The following is a 17,769-nucleotide window of genomic DNA, read 5'->3' as shown; positions in this document are numbered from 1 at the left end:
TAACTTAAGCACAGTCGGTGGAAAAGGCAACATATTGAAATTTAAAACAAACGTGGGAATCATCCTACTGGGCTACACTAAGTGGGTCAGTTTCTGTCCCGGAGGACGCTATGCCCCGATTGAGCATGATGGCCGCTTTACTGTTGTTCAGTGGCCTGTTGCACGCCGCACCGACGGTCATGCAATTACAGGATAAATTGGAACACCCATGGTCGCTGGCGTTTTTGCCTGGCGATCGAGGTATGTTAATCACTGAAAGACCGGGGCGTCTGCGGTTGTGGCAGCAAGATAAAGGGCTGTCAGCGCCGATTAGCGGCGTGCCACCGGTGTATGCCCAGGGGCAGGGTGGCCTGCTGGAAGTGCTGTTGGCGCCGGATTTTGCCGACAGCAGGCGGGTTTACCTCAGCTTTGCCGAAGCGGGTGAGGATGACAAGGCGGGGACCGCGGTGGGCTACGGCCAGCTAAGCGCCGACAGCCGGCGGCTGGAAAACTTCAGAGTGATTTTCCGTCAGCAGCCGAAGCTGTCGGTCGGCAATCACTTCGGTGGCAAGCTGGCGTTCGATCGTCAGGGATATCTGTTTATCGCACTGGGCGAAAATAACCAGCGGCCGACGGCGCAGGATCTGGACAAGCTACAGGGCAAGATCCTGCGGTTAACCGCCGAGGGGGCCGTACCGCCGGATAATCCGTTTGTCGGTCAGGCGGGTAAGCGGCCAGAAATCTGGTCTTATGGCCAGCGCAATCCACAGGGATTGGCGCTGAACCCGTGGAGTGGTGCCATCTGGGAACACGAACATGGCCCGCGCGGCGGGGATGAGATCAATATTCCTCAGGCCGGGAAAAACTACGGTTGGCCGATCGCCACCTATGGCATTAATTATTCCGGGTTGGCGATCCCGGAGGCTAAAGGGCAGAAGGTAGCCGGCACCGAACCGCCGCTGCATTATTGGCCGGTGTCGCCCGGTATCAGCGGCATGGCGTTCTATGATTCGCAACGCTTCCCTGCCTGGCGGCATTCGCTGTTTATTGGCGCGTTGGCGCAAAAAGAATTAATCCGTCTGACGCTGGACGGTAATAAAATTGTTGGGGAAGAACGGCTGCTGGCCGATCAAGGCGAACGCATTCGCGAAGTGCGTACCGGACCGGACGGTTATCTTTATCTGCTGACGGATGAGAGTGACGGTAAGCTGCTGAAGGTCGGGGCGTCGTAAAAAACCGCCCCGTGAAAATCAGGTTAACTCACTCATCACACCCTGCTGATAAGCGGGGCGGGCGGTTAACTGTTGGTACCAGCGTTCCATGTTCGGGCGGGGTTGACGCTTAATCGGCATTGAGAACCAGGCGTAAGCAAAGCTGCCGAGCGGGATGTCACCGATACCGAACGACTCGCCGGAAAGGTAAGGCTGGCGGCCCAGGGTTTCTTCCACAATGTCGAAGTGCTTTTCCAGCGTGGCGATCGCCGCTTCAATCTTGGCCATGTCGCGCAGTTCCGGCTTGGTACGCACCAGGCCCCAGAACACCACGCTAAAGTGGCTGACGATAGTGGCGGTGGTCCAGTCCATCCATTTCTCAGCGCTGGCGCGTGCCTGCAGATCCTGCGGGTAGAAGGGTTCACTACCAAATTTCGCCGCCAGATAACGCACTATGGTGTTGGATTCCCACAGCACGAAGTCACCGTCCTGCAGTAACGGCACCAGGCCGTTCGGGTTTAATGAGCGGTAGAGCTCGTCGTTCACCTTGCCGAATGCGCCACCGGCATTGATATGGCTGTAATTCAGCTCCAGCTCTGCGGCGCACCACAGCACTTTCCTGACGTTGTTCGAATTTTCACGACCCCAAATGGTCAGCATAGAACGCCTCTTTATACGGGTGAATTAACCTAAGCTATTATTCGTACGCCACAATTCAGCGATTGTCACACCGGAAGGCATTTTTTGCCGACCGACGCGTCGTTTAGCGCTCCCAGCGGCAAATCTCCCACCCTTTTTCCACTGCCAGCGCGTTGAGCTCCGTGTCCGGGTTGATCACCGTAGCGCTGTCGACATATTCCAGCATCGCCTTGTCGTTGAGGGAATCGCTGTAGCCATGGCTGTGTTCAAAGCTCAGCTCCGGGTGTTCGGCCAGCCACTTTTTCAGGCGGATCACCTTGCCCTGCTGGTAGGTCATGGTGCCGTAAGTGTTGCCGGTGAAGCGGCCGTCTTGCACTTCGACGCCAATCGCCAGTGCGCCGTCGGCACCCAGTTGTGCGGCTATCGGCGCAACCAGATGTTCACCCGTGGCGGAAATAACCAGAATGCAGTCGCCGCGTTCACGGTGCCACAGCAGGCGTTCACGGGCGGCGGGGTAGACGCGCGGCAGAATATCGCGGCGGATATAACGCTGCACCCAACCAGCCACCGTCTGGGTGCTCAGGCCGGCCAGCGGGGCCAGCGTGGCCTGCATGTAATCCTCCATCGACAGCTTGCCCTGATAATAGAGCTGCATCAGTTGCTGTTCCTGCTGTTCCAGTTCCGCCGGCGCAAACCCCTCGGTGACTAACCAGCGCATCCACAGGCTGGCGCTGTCATCATCAATCAGGGTTTCATCCAGGTCGAATAAGGCTAAATCCATCAGTATTTCTCCGGCAGGCAGGGAGTGAAATGGCGGTGTATACAGAATAGCGGATAGCGTAAGCCGCCAGCCAGTGGCGACGAACAAATTGCGCAGAGCATAAGAAACATTGATGACAGTTTTGCGACACTTTGTTGAAGCTTTGCATAACTTAGAACGCAACAATATTGGCTGGCATCGCTGGCGGGGTGGTAACTATAGGGACCATACACTGGTCATCCAGGAGTTAAAGATGCTGATAATTCGCCTTTATAGCGGTCCGGTTTTTGTCGGGGATGAAGAGGAACAGGATAATGACACCACCACTGACGCTGAAGACGCTGCCGCTGCTGGATCTTTCGCAGCTTGACGGCGACGCGCGGCAGCGGCAGAGATTCCTTGATGAGCTGCGTGCGGCAGCGCGTGACGCAGGTTTTTTCTATCTGCGCGGACACGGCGTAGATAACAGGCTGAATGCTCAATTGCAGCAGTATGCCAGGCAATTTTTCGCCCTGCCGGAAGCCGACAAGCTGGCGGTGCAGATGGTGCATTCGCCGCACTTTCGCGGTTATAACCGTGCAGCGGCCGAACTGACGCGCGGGCAGCCGGACTGGCGTGAGCAGTTTGATATCGGCGCGGAACGCCCTGCGCTGCAACTGGCTAATGAAACTCCGCGTTGGGCGCGTCTACAGGGGCCGAATCAATGGCCTGAGGCACTGCCCGAACTGAAGCCGCTGCTGTTGCAGTGGCAACAGGCGATGACCGCCATGTCGCTGCGACTGTTGCGCGCTTTTGCCCTGGCGCTTTCTTTACCGGAGCAGGCATTTGACGCGCTCTACGGCGACAAACCCAATGAACATATCAAACTGATCCGTTATCCGGGGCGCGAGGCGACCGCCAGCGGGCAAGGGGTGGGTTCCCATAAAGACTCCGGGTTTCTCAGCTTTCTGTTGCAGGACCGGCAAAAGGGTCTGCAGGTTGAAATTGACGAAGGGCGATGGATCGACGCCGAACCGTTTGAAGACACCTTTGTGGTGAATATCGGCGAACTGCTGGAGTTGGCAACCAATGGCTATCTGCGTGCCACGGTACACCGGGTAGAGACACCCCCTGCGGGCAGCGACCGCTTGTCGATTGCCTTCTTCCTTGGCGCTCGGTTGGATGCCGTGGTGCCGCTTTATCAGCTTCCGGCATCTCTGATGGCCGAGGCGCACGGACCGGCCAGCGATCCGCATAATCCGCTGTTGCGTGACGTGGGTTTTAACTATCTGAAGGGGCGCATTCGCTCTCATCCCGACGTGGCGCAGCGCTACTATCAGGACGTTGTTGCCTGATGGCAGGGGCGCCGCATGCAGCGCCCTACGGTTTTACATCAGGGCTGTGATTATTCCGCCAGCGCTTGCTGCAGATCGGCGATCAGATCTTCTGCATCCTCAATGCCCACCGACAGGCGCAGCAACTGCGGCGTGATGCCGGTTTTCAGGCGCTGCTCCAGCGGGATTGACGCATGGGTCATGCTGAACGGCTGGCTGATCAGACTTTCCACACCGCCCAGACTTTCTGCCAGGGTGAACAGCTGAGAACGCTTGATCACCCGACGGGCAAAGGCATCATCACCTTTCAGCCGCACTGAAATCATGCCGCCAAAGCTGCTCATCTGCTTTGCCGCCAACCCATGCTGCGGGTGGCTCGGCAGGCCCGGATAGTAGACTTCTTCTACCTGCGGTTGGCTTTCCAGCCACTGGGCAATACGCAAAGCACTGTTACTGTGACGCTCCATGCGCAGCGCCAGCGTGCGGATACCGCGCAGCGTCAGGAAGCTGCTGAATGGATCGAGAATGCCACCCACCGCGTTTTGTAAAAAGCCCAGCTGTTCGGCCAGCTCTGGGTTATTCCCTACTGCGGCCACGCCGGCCACCACGTCGGAATGTCCGTTGAGGTATTTGGTGGCCGAATGCACCACTACGTCAAAGCCGAGCTCCAGCGGACGTTGAATATAAGGCGAGGCGAAGGTGTTGTCCGCCACGCTGATCAAACCGTGTTTTTTGGCGATCGCGGCGATCGCACTCAGATCCGCCAGTTTCAACAGCGGGTTGGTCGGCGTTTCTACCCAGATCATTTTGGTATCCGGTTCGATCGCCTGCTCCAGCGCGGCAATGTCCGCCGGGGAAACATAGGTGACCCGCAGGCCGGCAGTGCGACTACGCACTTTTTCCAGCAACCGATAGGTCCCGCCGTACAGATCGTCAACCGCCACCAGATGGCTGCCCTGGTCGAGCAGCTCCAGCACCGTTGAACAGGCCGCCAGGCCAGAGGCAAAGGCGTACCCGCGGCTGCCGCCCTCCAGTTCGGCGATGGCGCTCTCCAGCGCGGTGCGCGTCGGGTTGGCGCTGCGCGAATATTCATAGCCGGTATGCTCGCCCGGCGCCGGTTGGGCGTAGGTAGAGGTGGCGTAAATGGCCGGCATCACTGCGCCGGTAGCGTCCGGCGTGTAGCCGGCATGGACGGTCAACGTATCAAACTTGGCCATACAATCTTCCTTATTAGCGTAATTTCTGGCGCCAGGTATTAAGCACGTCTGTGCGGGTAATCAGACCGAGGAAGCGCTCGCCGTCGAGCACCACCGCCACGTGGCCGTGACTGAAGGTGGCGAGCAAATCCTGATAGCTGGCTTCTTTTTGCAAGGTTTTGACCGAATGGGTCATGGCGCGGGAGGCCGGTAGGCTGAAGTGGCTGGCGTCCGCCTGTACGGCGTTCAGCAAATCCCATTCGTCGATCAGGCCGATCACCCGATCGCCCTCCAGCACCGGTAACTGTGAGATGTCATACAGCCGCATGCGGGCATGGACGATCGCCAGGGTATCTTCCGAAGTCACCGACACCGCAGCGCCTTCGTCATGACGGTAGGCGATCAGATCGCGCAGATCGCCGTGCTGCGGCTTGCTTAGCAAACCCTGTTCCAACATCCAGTGATCGTTATACATTTTAGACAGGTATTTGTTGCCGCTGTCGCAGACAAAGGTGACCACGCGTTTCGGCTCGGTCTGCGTCTGGCAATAGCGCAGCGCGGCAGCCAGCAGGGTACCAGTGGATGAACCGGCCAATACGCCTTCTTTACGCAACAAATCGCGCGCGGTGGTAAAGGCCTCGGCATCGCCGATGCGGTAGGCGTGACGTACCTGATTGAAGTCGCTCAGCGGCGGGACGAAATCTTCACCAATACCTTCTACCAGCCAACTGCCGGCCTCACCTACCTGGCCGTTATCGAGATAGTCCGCCAGGATCGAACCGGCAGGGTCAGCCAAAACAAACTCGGTCTGGGGCGACATCTCGGCGAAATAGCGGCTCAGACCACCCAGCGTACCGCCAGAACCGACGCCGACCACGATGGCGTCGACCTGATGGTCCATCTGCTGCCACAGTTCCGGTGCGGTGGTGCGGGTATGGGCCGCAGGATTGGCCGGGTTATTAAACTGATCGATATAGAAAGCGCCAGCAGTCTCACTCGCCAGACGTTGGGCATAATCCTGATAGTAAGCCGGGTGGCCCTTGCCGACGTCGGAGCGGGTCAGTACCACTTCCACACCCAGTGCGCGCAGATGGAAAATCTTCTCGCGGCTCATCTTGTCCGGCACCACCAGCAACAGCTTATACCCCTTCAGGGCCGCCACCAGTGCCAGCCCGAGGCCGGTATTGCCGGCGGTGGCTTCAATGATGGTACCGCCGGGTTGCAGGCTGCCGTCACGTTCTGCCTGTTCGATCATCGAGAGCGCCACGCGGTCCTTGATTGAGCCGCCGGGGTTTTGATTCTCCAGTTTGACGAACAGCCGGCAAGGACCGGTATCGAACTGGGTCAGTTCCAGCATCGGGGTGTTGCCGATCAGATCGATGACGGAATGCGGTATAGCCATGGGGGATCTCCAGAATAATTCGGTTTAAAGCCGTTGCCTGGATGATAGCGCTGCAAATAAGCCTATTAAAAAGAACAAATAACCGTTAAATATGCCTTTTTGGAATATATTAATCTTATTTGGACGTATAGAAGCGCGGATGTGCAGCAGCTTAGATGTTTGGCCGTGTAGCCGTGGGCAGTATAAAAAAAACACGTACGGTTGGCTTTTCATCCAAATTGCGCGTAACAGCGTACAGTTATGTAAAAATGCTGAAAATTTACGCTAAACCCTGCAAAAATAAGATGAATCTAATAAACTCACAGCAAGGGCATTTTCGGTACGCCGCTCACCCGTCATGGGGCCGCAGGGAGATTGCGGTTGGCAAACGCGTGCCGGGCCACTCTCGCTGGTTGGCTGAAAACGTGAATATGTTTGAAAGTTAACGCTATTTCAATGATTTGAATGGACACTCTGGCGACGTCATGATGAAAAGAAACTTACCTACCACTCTGAAAAAATTAACTTTTAGCGTCAGCATACTGTTGCTGGCTGTCCCTGTTGTCCAGGCGGCCGAAGCGCCGGCGGCGCCACAGGTAGATGCCAAGGCCTATGTGCTGATGGATTACAACAGCGGCAAAATCCTGGCGGAGGGCAATGCCGATACCCGTCTCGATCCCGCCAGCCTGACCAAGATCATGTCCAGTTATGTGATTGGCCAGGCGATCAAGGCCGGCAAGATCAAGCCCGAAGATATGGTGACCGTCGGTAAGGACGCATGGGCTACCGGCAACCCGGCGCTGCGCGGTTCCTCGCTGATGTTTATCAAGCCGGGCGATCAGGTGCCGGTGATGGAACTGAACAAGGGCATCGTCATTCAGTCGGGTAACGATGCCAGCATCGCCTTGGCCGACTATGTCGCGGGCAGTCAGGATTCGTTTGTCGGCCTGATGAATAACTACGCCCAATCGCTGGGCCTGCAGAATACCCACTTCCTGACGGTGCACGGTCTGGATGCGGAAGGGCAGTACAGCACCGCACGCGATATGGCATTGCTCAGCCAGGCGCTGATCCGCGATGTGCCGGATGAGTACGCGCTGCACAAAGAAAAAGAGTTCACCTTCAACAAGATCCGCCAGGTTAACCGCAACCGTCTGTTGTGGAGCACCAACTTGAGCGTTGACGGTATCAAAACCGGTTACACCGGCGGTGCCGGCCATAACCTGGTGGCCTCCGCTACCGATGGCCCGATGCGTTTGATTTCGGTGGTGTTGGGCGCGCCGAGCGACCGTATCCGCTTTAGCGAAAGTGAAAAACTGCTGACCTGGGGCTTCCGCTTCTATGAAACCGCCACGCCAATTAAAACGGACAAGCCGTTCGTGACCCAGAAAGTGTGGTTTGGCGATGTCGGGGAAGTGCCGTTGGGCGTAGCGAAAGATGCCGCCGTCACCATCCCGAAAGGGCAGATGAAAAACCTGAAGGCCAGTTACAAGCTGAACCAACCGACGCTGGAAGCGCCGTTGGCGAAAAATCAGGTAGTCGGCACCATTGATTTCCAGCTAGACGGTAAAACCATTGAGCAGTATCCGCTGGTGGCGATGCAGGAAGTGAAAGAAGGTAACTTCTTCACCCGTATCTGGGACATGGTGATGATGAAGCTGACCCAATGGTTCGGTAGCGTGTTTGGCTAAGGGTTACAGCAATAAGCTTTAAGAAGAGGGCGCCGTCATTGATGATTGCGCCCTCTTTTTTTATCAGTTACAGGCCACTACCTTGATCGCCAATCCACCTTGCGATGTCTCGCGGTACTTGGCGTTCATGTCTTTGCCCGTTTCATACATGGTTTCGATCACCTTATCCAGACACACGCGCGGCTCACTGGTACGACGCAGCGCCATACGTGCGGCATTGACCGCTTTCACTGCGGAAATCGCGTTACGCTCGATACAGGGCACCTGAACCTGACCGGCCAGCGGATCGCAGGTCAGCCCCAGGTGGTGCTCCATGGCGATTTCCGCCGCAATGCAAACCTGTGCCGGGCTGCCGCCCATCAATTCTGCCAACCCTGCCGCTGCCATTGAGCAGGCGACGCCCACTTCGCCCTGACAGCCCACTTCGGCACCGGAAATCGAAGCATTCATCTTATACAACGCACCGATCACGCCGGACGTCAGGAAATAACGGCTGTAGGAATTGGGGTTTACCGGACGAATAAACTGGTCGTAATAGGCCAGCACCGCCGGGATGATGCCACAGGCACCGTTGGTCGGGGCGGTCACCACGCGGCCACCGGCAGCGTTCTCTTCGTTAACGGCGAAGGCGAACATGTTGATCCAGTCGACGACGTTCATCGGATCGATATTGTTCTTGTCACCGGTCACCAGCAGGCGGCGCAGGGCGGCGGCGCGGCGTTGAACCTTCATTGGGCCGGGCAACAGGCCTTCGGTGTTCATGCCGCGTTCGATACCAGCGCGCATCACCTGCCAGACATCGGCGAAGTGTGCATCGATCTCGGCCTTGCTGTGTAGCGCCAATTCGTTTTGCATCACCAGGCCGGACAGCGACAAACCGGCGTCTTTGCAGTGTTGCTGCAAGTCACGCGCAGAGTTGAACGGGAAGGGCACCTGAACCGGGGTGGTCGCGGCCAGGCCGAAATTTTCTTCATCGACGATAAAACCGCCGCCGGTGGAGTAATAAGTTTTACTGTGCAATTGCTGTTCACCGGCGAAAGCGCGGATACGCATGCCGTTTTCATGCAGCGGCAGATTATCTTTGCTGAAGTTCATGCTGGTCTGCAGCGGGAAATCCACCTCGTGGTGCCCCTTGGCCAGCAGCAGGCGACCGCGTTGTTCAACGTCGCGGATAAAACCGGCGATGCCGTCGATATCTACATCGTGCGGCAGGTTACCCGCCAACCCCATGATAATCGCGATATCGGTGTGGTGACCTTTGCCGGTCAGCGACAGCGAACCGTAGACGTCCACTACCACGCGAGTGGTATCCATTAACTGTTGGTTGGCAATCAATTCATCGACAAACAGCTTGCCGGCTTTCATCGGGCCGACGGTGTGGGAACTGGATGGACCAATACCAATTTTGAAAATATCGAAAACGCTGACCATGGTCTCGCCTCCTTCTTCAGGTGTTAGGCGTTAATGCAGGAAAGGGGGCCGTGCAGAAAAGCCGGCGCAAGGTAGCGCCGGCTGGGCTTGATTAGAAGCTGTACAGGATTGCGGAGATGGCGATCAGGCCCATCACTACCACGAACACGTTGCTGATGTGGCCGCTGTATTTGCGCATTGCCGGTACTTTACGGATGGCGTACATCGGCATCAGGAACAGCAACATGGCGATGATTGGGCCACCCATATTCTCGATCATGCCGAGGATGCTTGGGTTCAGGGTCGCAACAATCCAGGTGGTCACCAGCATAAACAGGGCGGTGATACGGTTCAGTTTGTTGGTGCTGATAGTCTTGCCGCGGCTCTTCATCGACTTGGCGATCAGACCGTTAAAGCCTTCACGTGCACCCAGGTAATGACCGAGGAACGATTTGGTGATGGCGATAAAGGCGATAACCGGCGCGATGTAGGCGATCATCGGGTTATTAAAGTGGTTAGCCAGGTAAGACAGAATGGAGATGTTCTGCGCCTTGGCTTCCGCCAGGTTTTCCGGCGACAGGCTCAGCACACAGCTGAACACGAAGAACATCACGGTCAACACCATCATGATGTGCGCGAAACCCAGAATGCGTGAGCATTTCTTCTCGGCTTCTTCCTGACCGTATTCTTCACGCTTGGCCACCGCAAACGCGGAGATGATGGGTGAATGGTTGAAGGAGAACACCATCACCGGGATCGCCAGCCACAGGGTGACAACCAGACCATGACCCATACCCGTGCCTGCACCAGACAGCGAAACGTTCTCGAAGATTGCGGTGGTCCAGTTCGGGATCAGGTACAGGGCCAGCAGCATCAGCACGGCGACAAACGGGAAGACCAGGATACTCATGGTTTTCACGATAGCCTGCTCACCAAAACGCACGATGGTCATCAGGCCGACAATCAGGATCAGCGACAGAATGGCACGTGGTGGCGAAGTCATCCCCAATTGGTGGGTAATAAAGCTGTCGACGGTATTGGTGATGGCGACGCTGTAAACCAACAGGATCGGGTAGATAGCAAAGAAGTAGAGCAGGGTGATCAGCTTACCGGCGCTGATACCAAAGTGTTCTTCTACTACTTCCGTGATGTTTTCACCGGCATTTTTACCGGAGAGCACGAAGCGGCACAGGCCACGGTGAGCGAAGAAGGTCATCGGGAAAGCGATGATGGCCATGATGATCAGGGGAATCAAACCACCGATACCGGCGTTGATTGGCAGGAACAAAACGCCCGCGCCGATCGCGGTGCCGTACAGGCCCAACATCCACATGGTGTCGGTTTTACGCCAGGTACTGGTAGAGCCAGAAGCCGCAGAGGCAATAGTGCCGGTCTGTGTAGTGTCCATAAATATCTCCGAAGTGAACACGCTAATTTAAAATTAAAGGCAAAACTTAAGGTTAAGACCGAATGACGCAATATCAGATGACGGCATCGGTAAGAATCAGATGTAGCTTGCGGGGATAGTGGGTGCCCCCTGGTTGTTTAATAATCTAATTACCGTTGGCAACGGTGCCGGATAATTAATCAAATGATATTTAGCCCGTCGAGGACATCGTATCGGTACTGCTGCCGGAAGGTCATTGCCTGCCGATTTTCGTTGGCGGCAAGATAACGATTTACAGTAGAAACAACCGTGATCATGCTCTCAAATGCGTAATGTGTGCGGTTAACTGCTTTTTTATTGGTTTTTCATGCATATGTTAAGCGCTTGTGTAAGATTTCATGCTGAAAACGCTCTCATCAATGTTTCAGAGTTTATCTGGCGTGAACAATCTGTAACCAGATAAAACGCTGCCGTTGTCAGCAAGTCGAGCAATATATTTTAAGCAGGGGTTTGAATCTAGCTAAAAACCCGGATTAAGCGGTTTTAGTGACACAGATCACATTGTTAATCTAAGCGGAATTTGTTTCAACAGTTTGTTTTTACTGTATTTATTTTAAATTTCCAGCTAATAACGCGGGTAAACTACTTAACTGGTTAGCGGGTAAAAATGCTTAACCATTCATCATATAAATAAGCCAAATTGGTTATATTCAAAGCGCATTGGTTGCGAAATTGTTGATATTTATCACGCAAACGGTAATGCGATTTATCATATAAAAGCGCTGTTATACCTGGCGAGAAAGTAATATTAAGCCGGATTTATCTGTACGAAGGGAATAAGCCTGAGAAACTGTTTCAATTTATTAACCTGATATCGCGTAGGGATAAGAAATCAATTGAATCAATTGCGCATTATTTGTCCGGTTTTGGCGGGCAAGAAGGGGCTAATGAAGAGCACCGCCGGCCGAGGCCGACGGTAGGGTGCAGACTAAAAACGAATGGCGATCGCGTTTTCGCTGAAAAATTCCGCAAACTCCGGGTCGGGCTGACGATCGGTGATCACCCGGTCGAATTGGGTCAGTGGTCCAATGCAGGCGGGTTTGGTTTTACCGAATTTGCTGTGGTCAGCCACCAGAATTTTTTGTTGTGACATTGCTATCGCCCGGTGCTTCATCTCCAGCTCATCAAAGTTAAAGCAGGTGGCACCCTGTTGCAGGCTCAAACCGGCGGCGGAGATAAAGGCGATATTGGGACAGATATGATCCAGCTCGTTGTGGCGGCCAACGGCGGTGAAAATGTAGTTGTTTGGCTTGAATTCACCGCCGCATAGGATCACCTTGCAGTTCGGTTTGTCCTGTAACGCCAGAAAAGTATTCAGCGAGTGGCAGACCGCGGTGAACACCAGGTCGTCGGCAATGGCGTCGATGATTGCCGGGGTGGTAGTGCCGCAGTCGAAAAACACGGTGTCGTTTTCACTGATAAGCTGCGCGGCGAGCAAGCCAATGCGCCGCTTTTCCGTGACCTGTTTGGCTTTTTGATCGGAAACAAAATAGTGGGTGACGCCGTTACTGCGTGGATCGGCCACCACGTAACCGCCCAGCAGCACCACGGCAGCCGGTTCCGCGCTGAGATCGCGGCGAATGGTCATTTCTGAAACGCCCAACAGGACGGCGGCTTCTTTTAAGTGGAGCTTGTCAGAGCGCTTTAACGCCTGCACTAATCGATTGATACGTTCTTCGCGCCGCGTTTCCATCTGTCTGTCTTCCCACAGGGTTAAGAGAGTTTCTCCAGGGCTGAACACACAAATGCGGGGTAATAGGGACCCAGCCATCGGCTGGACTTATTACCCCGCATCAGATTATCACGGCGCGCGCCCGGTATTGAGACGCCTCAGGTTATCAGTAACTGCCGGCGGCAGCCTGATCACCGGAAACGATTGCTACGCCAGAGCTGGTGCCGATACGAGTCGCACCTGCTTTGATCATCTTCTCGGCGGTTGCGCGATCGCGCACGGCGCCGGATGCTTTAACACCCATCTCACTGCCCACTGTCGCGCGCATCAGTTTGACGTGTTCTTCACGAGCTCCGCCGGTGCTGAACCCGGTTGAGGTTTTAACGAAGGCCACATCGAGTTCGCGACACATTTCACAAACCTGAACGATCTGCGCATCGCTGAGCAGGCAGGTTTCCAATATTACCTTCAACGGGATCGCCGCGCAAACCTCGCGCACGGCGGCGATATCGGCTTTGACTTCGTCCAGCAGGCCGCTTTTCAGCCAACCTACGTTGATCACCATGTCAATTTCTTGCGCGCCGGCGGCAATGGCAGCTTTAGCTTCGAAGGCTTTGGCTACGGTCAGACCGGCACCCAGTGGGAAACCAATCACTGAGCAGATTTTCACTTCGCTTTCCTGCAGCAGGTGCGCCGCCAGTGGCACATAGCCAGAGTTTACGCAGACGGCGTAGAAGTTGTGCTGCTGTGCTTCTTCACACAGTTTGGCGATTTGCTCTTCAGTAGCGTCCATCGCCAGCAGGGTGTGATCGACATAGCGAGCGTAATCAATGTTTTCGGTTGTCATCTCGATTCCTTAGTAAGGTTTTCAAAGCAGGATGTGAGTAATGTTAGAATAGTAACATTTCATCGGCGGTAAACATAGTGAAGTTTTAAAAGTTATACCCAGATCATCGTTTTTTGGCTGTTGTGTGTATAACATGGGGACGTATGAAATGTTATTTAAGTAACATTTACAGGCGTTGGCCGCGGGATGACTCGCGTGAACACCCAGGGGGAAAGTATGGATATGATAATAAATCTGGCGCCAGAGCAGTTCGGAGCGCAACCAGAAGAAGTTTTCCGCAATGCGGATTTTGTAGTCACCACTTTTAACTGTGAAACAGCAGGGCCGATGCTGACGCTGGCAAACAGCCGCGGCTCACTACGGGTATTGCCTTACCGCACTTTGACGATTTGGGATGCCGATTTTGATGGCTACTCGCTGAAGTCGGGCCGTCGTAGTACCAGAACGCCGATAGGCAAACCGGGGGGCAATGTTGCCTTTCATTCACCCTGGCCATGCCTGGGGGACCCATTATCAGACATGCAGCTAGTGTGGTTGCAGGTCGAGGGCGATACATTGACGCTGTATGGCAGTGGAGAGTCTGCTCATCAACATTGCCGACTGCGCCCGGCGGTACGTTTGACGGCGGACAGCGCGCAATTCTCGATTGATATGCAAATCACCAACCTTGCCAATCGCCCCTTGTCGCTAAGTTATGTTTGCCAGCTTAACTATGGCTGCATTCCCGCAGCGGTGTTCCGACAGAACTTACCGATGCCGGCACTGGCTCCTCCGGGGGGCATCGCCGAGCAGGGGGTGCAGTGTACGGACGATCTGTCACTGTATGTCGATCAGGCCGAGTTCTTCATGTTGGCGTCAAAGGGGAGGCGCTACGTCACGCGGTTTTCCACTGAGCAGTTTAACTATGGTCTGCGCCCTATTGCACAACAGGGAAACCAGCGTTTGTTCAGGTTCATTCAACCGGCCACCAGCAGCCCACAGAAGCAGAGTGGGCAGACGGGGATGATGATAGGAGCGGGAAAAACACGTGAGTTTTGTGTGACAACCGGTGTGGTGTGAGAACAGGGGCGGAGCCGCCCCTGCCAAAGTGCCAATTTACTCTTTCACCCAGCCCTTGCGGATCGGGATGGCGAACAGGAAACGGTACAGGCGTGTCAGTTTGTTGGCGATGATATCGCCAAACAGGTTCCACACCAACTGGGCAAACAGGCAACCGACCAGACCGAGCAGGAAACCGCCCACCATATCCAGCGGCCAGTGCACGCCCAAATAGACACGTGACCAGGCAATGCCGGCTGCCACAATCAGCAATAAAATCCCTGACCAGACCCGGTGCCAGAACAAAAAGGCCAGAGCGAAAGTGAAGATGGCGGTGCCGTGATCGCTCGGGAAGGAGCTGTCCGGCGCATGTGCCAGGAAGGTATAACCGACACTGGCAACGAATGGCCGCTCGTGCGGCAAAAGCATACCAATGGTGGCTGAGGCAAGCATGGCGAACAGCAGAGCAATTGTCGTCTTGGCCACTACTTCACGTTGCGATACCAGTTGATTCTGCGGCCCCCACAGCCAGAGCCCGACGATCAGCATCGGCACGATAGCAATGAGATCGCGCGCCAGAAAAGTAGCGAGATCGATCAACCATTCGGGGGACGCCGGGGTCGCATTGATCCAGGCGAAAAGAAGATAATTCAACTGCTCCATAGTATTTACCTTGTCTTGCGGCGGCTATAACCGCTCACCATCCAATAAACAGCCAACTGGCTGAGCCAAACCCACCAACCCGCCCACAGGTTATGGGTAAAAAAATGTGCGCCGCGCATCACCTGACCAAAACCCATCAGCATGCCGAGCGCAATACCGCCGAACCAGCACCAGTAAGCCAGGCGTGGGCGTTGCGGGTAAAACAGGAAAAACAGCGCCATCACTGCAAAGCCGCTGGAAGCATGGCCGCCAGGGAAGCAGCGGCCCGGACCAGGTTCTGCCGGGATTGCACCGAACAAGGGGTAGGACATGGCCTTGCCGCCGTATTCGATCAAATCCCATGGGCAGGAGTGCGCACTGGTGGCTTTCAGAATGCCGACCACCAAGGGGCCAATACCGATCAGCAGCATGGTGACGATCATGCGCGGATTACGGCGGAAAATTCCCCAAAACAACGCCAACACTGCACCGGTAATGACGCCAATTTTCAGCAAGCGGTGGTTAATCAAGTCCAGCCAGCGATCGTTCTGCCACGGGAAGTGCCCACTGGCGGCGTCGAACCAGTAATTGCTGACTGCCCAGTCCAACTGTTCGTTACGCGACAGCCAAAGGAACAACAGGCCACTGACTATCAATCCCAAAACCTGCCAACGGTAAAAGGATGCCGACAGGGAGTAAAGGGCGTTAGTCTTAATTTGGGGTGTTGTTGAGGATTGATTTAATGAAGGTTTTGGATTCACGCGCAGGCTCGGTGACATTAATGGATGCTGCCACTGTAATAATTCTGCCTTAAGAAAACCTTAACCCTCCGGCTGGCTGACGTAGAGAAAGCGATAGGCGTATTATCGGCTTTCGGCTAAGGTAATCGTTTGCTTTTTATTGGGATGATGTGGCGATGACAAAAAAATTAAATTTGGCGCTGTTGGCAGCCTGTAGTGCAGTTTTTTCACCTTTGGCATTAGCGCAGGTCACTGGGCCGATTGTGGTGCAGGGTGCCATGCCGGTAGAGGCTGAACGCTTCGCCCAGCGCCTGGACAACCCGCGTGAGGAGCAGATTGGTGGTTGGCGTTTCTGGCGCGGTACGGTGGACGGTTATCCGGTGGTGGTGTCAGAAACCCTGAAAGGCATGTCTAATGCGGCGGCCGCTACGGCGATTGCTGCGACTAACTTCCACCCGGTGGCGATCATCAATCAGGGTACCGCCGGTGGCCACGATCCGGCACTGAAGGTGTACGACATTGTGTTGGGTAAGTATTCGGTCAGCCTGGGGGCATTTAAAACGCCGAAGAAGGCACTGGGGGAGGGCAGTGACTCACGTCAGTGGCAACCGATGGATTTACTGGCTTCTAAAGGCAGTGCCGGTGAGGATAAGAATGCCCACACTCTCCGCCAATTCCCGGCTGACGCCAACCTCCTGAGCATAGCAGAGGGGGTTAAGGGCAGCTATACCCAGGGCAAGGTGGTTGAAGGGGTGATCGGCTCTGCCGACGTGTGGAACAGTGAACTGGACCGCATTGGTTATTTCCACAAAAACTATCATACCTCGGTTGAAGAAATGGAGACGGCCTCCGCCGCGCAGATCGCTGCTGCCTTCAACATCCCCTTTGTTGGCATCCGCGTACTGTCTAACAATATTACCAATCAGGGTAAATATGACCCGCAGACGGGCCTGGCGTGCCAGGATTATGTCTATCAGGTGGTGAAGGCTTATATCGCCAAAAACGCATCTCGTTAATGATTTATCCTAATAAATGGTCTGTGGTGGGTTATTGCCGCTGGCCATTGCTAATTGTAAAGAAGATTAAACTGCTGGCTAGCCTATCGGTAGTGTATTAGCTTATGCCCGGAGCATTTAATAAATTGTAGGGATATAAACATGAACAAGGCATCCGTTGTATTTTCCGGCCTGCTGATGGCCGTTTCCGCCAGCGCCATTGCTGCCACCTCTGCTGAAGAGACTGATATCAGCAAACAGCCGCTGGAAAAGGTCGCCCCTTACCCGAAAGCCGAAAAGGGCATGAGCCGTCAGGTGATTTACCTGCCGAAGCAGGAACACGAAGAGAATTTCAAGGTTGAACTGCTGATCGGCAAAACGTTGGAAGTGGACTGCAACCGCCACATGATCGGCGGCACGCTGGAAACCAAAACCCTTTCCGGTTGGGGTTACGACTACCTGGTAGTGGAAAAACTGTCTGAACCGGCTTCCACCATGATGGCTTGCCCAGACAATACCAAACAGCAGAAATTTATCGCTGCCAACCTGGGTGACGCTGCCATGCAACGCTACAACAGCCGCCTGCCAATCGTGGTCTACGCACCGAAAGACGTGGAAGTGAAATACCGCGTGTGGAAAGCCGAAGACACCGTCAGCAAGGCAGAACAGAAGTAATACCGATGCGTGCTAACCATTAGCATGGCTAAGTGATTACCCGAAAATGAACCCGTCTGGAGAGTGCATTGCGCCGTTGGCCATTGCCCCTTGGACGGGTTTTTTTGTTTATCGCGCCCTGGCGTGAAGCAAT

The 17,769-nt window shown here is 55.0% G+C and carries 17 protein-coding genes; 7 read left to right on the top strand and 10 right to left on the bottom strand.

Going from position 1 to position 17,769, the window contains the following annotated elements; genetic code table 11:
- The first annotated feature begins 110 nt into the window (after window positions 1–110).
- Window positions 111–1,211, top strand: coding sequence for a PQQ-dependent sugar dehydrogenase (locus F8R23_RS09515; RefSeq protein WP_129935102.1), 1,101 nt, complete (start codon window positions 111–113; stop codon window positions 1,209–1,211).
- Between the two features lie 18 nt (window positions 1,212–1,229).
- Here the strand turns inward: F8R23_RS09515 and F8R23_RS09510 are convergent, their stop codons facing one another.
- Both F8R23_RS09510 and F8R23_RS09505 read right to left on the bottom strand, forming a co-directional pair.
- Window positions 1,230–1,850: a glutathione S-transferase family protein gene (locus F8R23_RS09510; RefSeq protein WP_099064163.1), complete on the bottom strand. Its 621-nt coding sequence runs from the start codon at window positions 1,848–1,850 to the stop codon at window positions 1,230–1,232.
- Window positions 1,851–1,953: 103 nt separating this feature from the next.
- A complete protein-coding gene (locus F8R23_RS09505) occupies window positions 1,954–2,610 on the bottom strand; it encodes an HAD family hydrolase (protein ID WP_085116000.1) in 657 nt (218 codons plus the stop codon).
- A 112-nt stretch (window positions 2,611–2,722) separates the two neighbouring features.
- Between F8R23_RS09505 and F8R23_RS09500 the strand changes: the two genes are divergently transcribed.
- Both F8R23_RS09500 and F8R23_RS09495 read left to right on the top strand, forming a co-directional pair.
- The gene (locus F8R23_RS09500) at window positions 2,723–2,959 is read left to right on the top strand and encodes a hypothetical protein (protein ID WP_129935100.1); all 237 of its coding nucleotides are present in this window, start codon (window positions 2,723–2,725) and stop codon (window positions 2,957–2,959) included.
- Window positions 2,904–3,923 carry an isopenicillin N synthase family dioxygenase gene (locus F8R23_RS09495; RefSeq protein ID WP_151415549.1) on the top strand — a complete coding sequence of 340 codons (1,020 nt, stop codon included), beginning with the start codon at window positions 2,904–2,906 and terminating at the stop codon, window positions 3,921–3,923. The genes F8R23_RS09500 and F8R23_RS09495 overlap by 56 nt, the downstream gene beginning before the upstream one ends.
- Before the next feature lie 50 nt (window positions 3,924–3,973).
- On the opposite strand, the gene F8R23_RS09490 is transcribed toward F8R23_RS09495, so the two are convergent.
- On the bottom strand, window positions 3,974–5,119 hold the full coding sequence (locus F8R23_RS09490) for a trans-sulfuration enzyme family protein (RefSeq protein ID WP_129935097.1): 1,146 nt from the start codon (window positions 5,117–5,119) through the stop codon (window positions 3,974–3,976).
- A gap of 13 nt (window positions 5,120–5,132) precedes the next feature.
- Window positions 5,133–6,500, bottom strand: coding sequence for a pyridoxal-phosphate dependent enzyme (locus F8R23_RS09485; RefSeq protein ID WP_129935096.1), 1,368 nt, complete (start codon window positions 6,498–6,500; stop codon window positions 5,133–5,135).
- 464 nt (window positions 6,501–6,964) lie between these two features.
- On the opposite strand from F8R23_RS09485, the gene F8R23_RS09480 reads away from it, so the two are divergent.
- Window positions 6,965–8,170 carry a serine hydrolase gene (locus F8R23_RS09480; protein WP_170287982.1) on the top strand — a complete coding sequence of 402 codons (1,206 nt, stop codon included), beginning with the start codon at window positions 6,965–6,967 and terminating at the stop codon, window positions 8,168–8,170.
- A gap of 63 nt (window positions 8,171–8,233) precedes the next feature.
- Here the strand turns inward: F8R23_RS09480 and F8R23_RS09475 are convergent, their stop codons facing one another.
- The 4 genes from F8R23_RS09475 to deoC form a co-directional block, all read right to left on the bottom strand.
- Complete coding sequence (locus tag F8R23_RS09475; protein ID WP_151415547.1) at window positions 8,234–9,601, bottom strand: L-serine ammonia-lyase; 1,368 nt, start codon at window positions 9,599–9,601, stop codon at window positions 8,234–8,236.
- Window positions 9,602–9,692: 91 nt separating this feature from the next.
- Complete coding sequence (locus F8R23_RS09470) at window positions 9,693–10,988, bottom strand: HAAAP family serine/threonine permease (RefSeq protein ID WP_099064171.1); 1,296 nt, start codon at window positions 10,986–10,988, stop codon at window positions 9,693–9,695.
- 967 nt (window positions 10,989–11,955) lie between these two features.
- Window positions 11,956–12,720: a DNA-binding transcriptional repressor DeoR gene (deoR, locus tag F8R23_RS09465; protein ID WP_151415546.1), complete on the bottom strand. Its 765-nt coding sequence runs from the start codon at window positions 12,718–12,720 to the stop codon at window positions 11,956–11,958.
- A gap of 145 nt (window positions 12,721–12,865) precedes the next feature.
- Entirely contained in the window at window positions 12,866–13,546 is a 681-nt protein-coding gene (gene deoC / locus F8R23_RS09460) for a deoxyribose-phosphate aldolase (protein ID WP_020826066.1), read from the bottom strand.
- 216 nt (window positions 13,547–13,762) lie between these two features.
- On the opposite strand from deoC, the gene F8R23_RS09455 reads away from it, so the two are divergent.
- Entirely contained in the window at window positions 13,763–14,605 is an 843-nt protein-coding gene (locus F8R23_RS09455; protein ID WP_129935093.1) for an aldose epimerase family protein, read from the top strand.
- Window positions 14,606–14,641: 36 nt separating this feature from the next.
- Here the strand turns inward: F8R23_RS09455 and ybjG are convergent, their stop codons facing one another.
- Together ybjG and F8R23_RS09445 are read right to left on the bottom strand one after the other, a co-directional pair.
- Entirely contained in the window at window positions 14,642–15,247 is a 606-nt protein-coding gene (gene ybjG, locus F8R23_RS09450) for an undecaprenyl-diphosphate phosphatase (RefSeq protein ID WP_129935091.1), read from the bottom strand.
- Between the two features lie 5 nt (window positions 15,248–15,252).
- Entirely contained in the window at window positions 15,253–16,005 is a 753-nt protein-coding gene (locus tag F8R23_RS09445) for a phosphatase PAP2 family protein (protein WP_232810844.1), read from the bottom strand.
- Between the two features lie 137 nt (window positions 16,006–16,142).
- Between F8R23_RS09445 and F8R23_RS09440 the strand changes: the two genes are divergently transcribed.
- A complete protein-coding gene (locus F8R23_RS09440) occupies window positions 16,143–16,982 on the top strand; it encodes a 5'-methylthioadenosine/S-adenosylhomocysteine nucleosidase (RefSeq protein WP_112350277.1) in 840 nt (279 codons plus the stop codon).
- 141 nt (window positions 16,983–17,123) lie between these two features.
- Window positions 17,124–17,636, top strand: coding sequence for a serine protease inhibitor ecotin (gene eco, locus F8R23_RS09435; protein WP_129935087.1), 513 nt, complete (start codon window positions 17,124–17,126; stop codon window positions 17,634–17,636).
- Window positions 17,637–17,769: the final 133 nt, after the last annotated feature.

The sequence above is a fragment of the Serratia proteamaculans genome, assembly GCF_008830365.1.
GTDB lineage: Bacteria > Pseudomonadota > Gammaproteobacteria > Enterobacterales > Enterobacteriaceae > Serratia > Serratia proteamaculans.
The sequence above is the reverse complement of the archived record's forward strand: the minus strand, read 5'-3'. Positions and strand labels throughout refer to the sequence as shown.

What these genes read in the sequence shown, in the direction of transcription:
- ybjG (WP_129935091.1), bottom strand. Translation starts at nt 15,247, where the DNA reads ATGGAGCAGTTGAATTATCTTCTTTTCGCCTGGATCAATGCGACCCCG.
- F8R23_RS09485 (WP_129935096.1), bottom strand. Translation starts at nt 6,500, where the DNA reads ATGGCTATACCGCATTCCGTCATCGATCTGATCGGCAACACCCCGATG.
- F8R23_RS09445 (WP_232810844.1), bottom strand. Translation starts at nt 16,005, where the DNA reads ATGTCACCGAGCCTGCGCGTGAATCCAAAACCTTCATTAAATCAATCC.
- F8R23_RS09510 (WP_099064163.1), bottom strand. Translation starts at nt 1,850, where the DNA reads ATGCTGACCATTTGGGGTCGTGAAAATTCGAACAACGTCAGGAAAGTG.
- deoR (WP_151415546.1), bottom strand. Translation starts at nt 12,720, where the DNA reads ATGGAAACGCGGCGCGAAGAACGTATCAATCGATTAGTGCAGGCGTTA.
- F8R23_RS09505 (WP_085116000.1), bottom strand. Translation starts at nt 2,610, where the DNA reads ATGGATTTAGCCTTATTCGACCTGGATGAAACCCTGATTGATGATGAC.
- F8R23_RS09480 (WP_170287982.1), top strand. Translation starts at nt 6,965, where the DNA reads ATGATGAAAAGAAACTTACCTACCACTCTGAAAAAATTAACTTTTAGC.
- F8R23_RS09470 (WP_099064171.1), bottom strand. Translation starts at nt 10,988, where the DNA reads ATGGACACTACACAGACCGGCACTATTGCCTCTGCGGCTTCTGGCTCT.
- F8R23_RS09490 (WP_129935097.1), bottom strand. Translation starts at nt 5,119, where the DNA reads ATGGCCAAGTTTGATACGTTGACCGTCCATGCCGGCTACACGCCGGAC.
- F8R23_RS09495 (WP_151415549.1), top strand. Translation starts at nt 2,904, where the DNA reads ATGACACCACCACTGACGCTGAAGACGCTGCCGCTGCTGGATCTTTCG.
- eco (WP_129935087.1), top strand. Translation starts at nt 17,124, where the DNA reads ATGAACAAGGCATCCGTTGTATTTTCCGGCCTGCTGATGGCCGTTTCC.
- F8R23_RS09455 (WP_129935093.1), top strand. Translation starts at nt 13,763, where the DNA reads ATGGATATGATAATAAATCTGGCGCCAGAGCAGTTCGGAGCGCAACCA.
- F8R23_RS09500 (WP_129935100.1), top strand. Translation starts at nt 2,723, where the DNA reads ATGACAGTTTTGCGACACTTTGTTGAAGCTTTGCATAACTTAGAACGC.
- F8R23_RS09440 (WP_112350277.1), top strand. Translation starts at nt 16,143, where the DNA reads ATGACAAAAAAATTAAATTTGGCGCTGTTGGCAGCCTGTAGTGCAGTT.
- F8R23_RS09475 (WP_151415547.1), bottom strand. Translation starts at nt 9,601, where the DNA reads ATGGTCAGCGTTTTCGATATTTTCAAAATTGGTATTGGTCCATCCAGT.
- deoC (WP_020826066.1), bottom strand. Translation starts at nt 13,546, where the DNA reads ATGACAACCGAAAACATTGATTACGCTCGCTATGTCGATCACACCCTG.
- F8R23_RS09515 (WP_129935102.1), top strand. Translation starts at nt 111, where the DNA reads ATGCCCCGATTGAGCATGATGGCCGCTTTACTGTTGTTCAGTGGCCTG.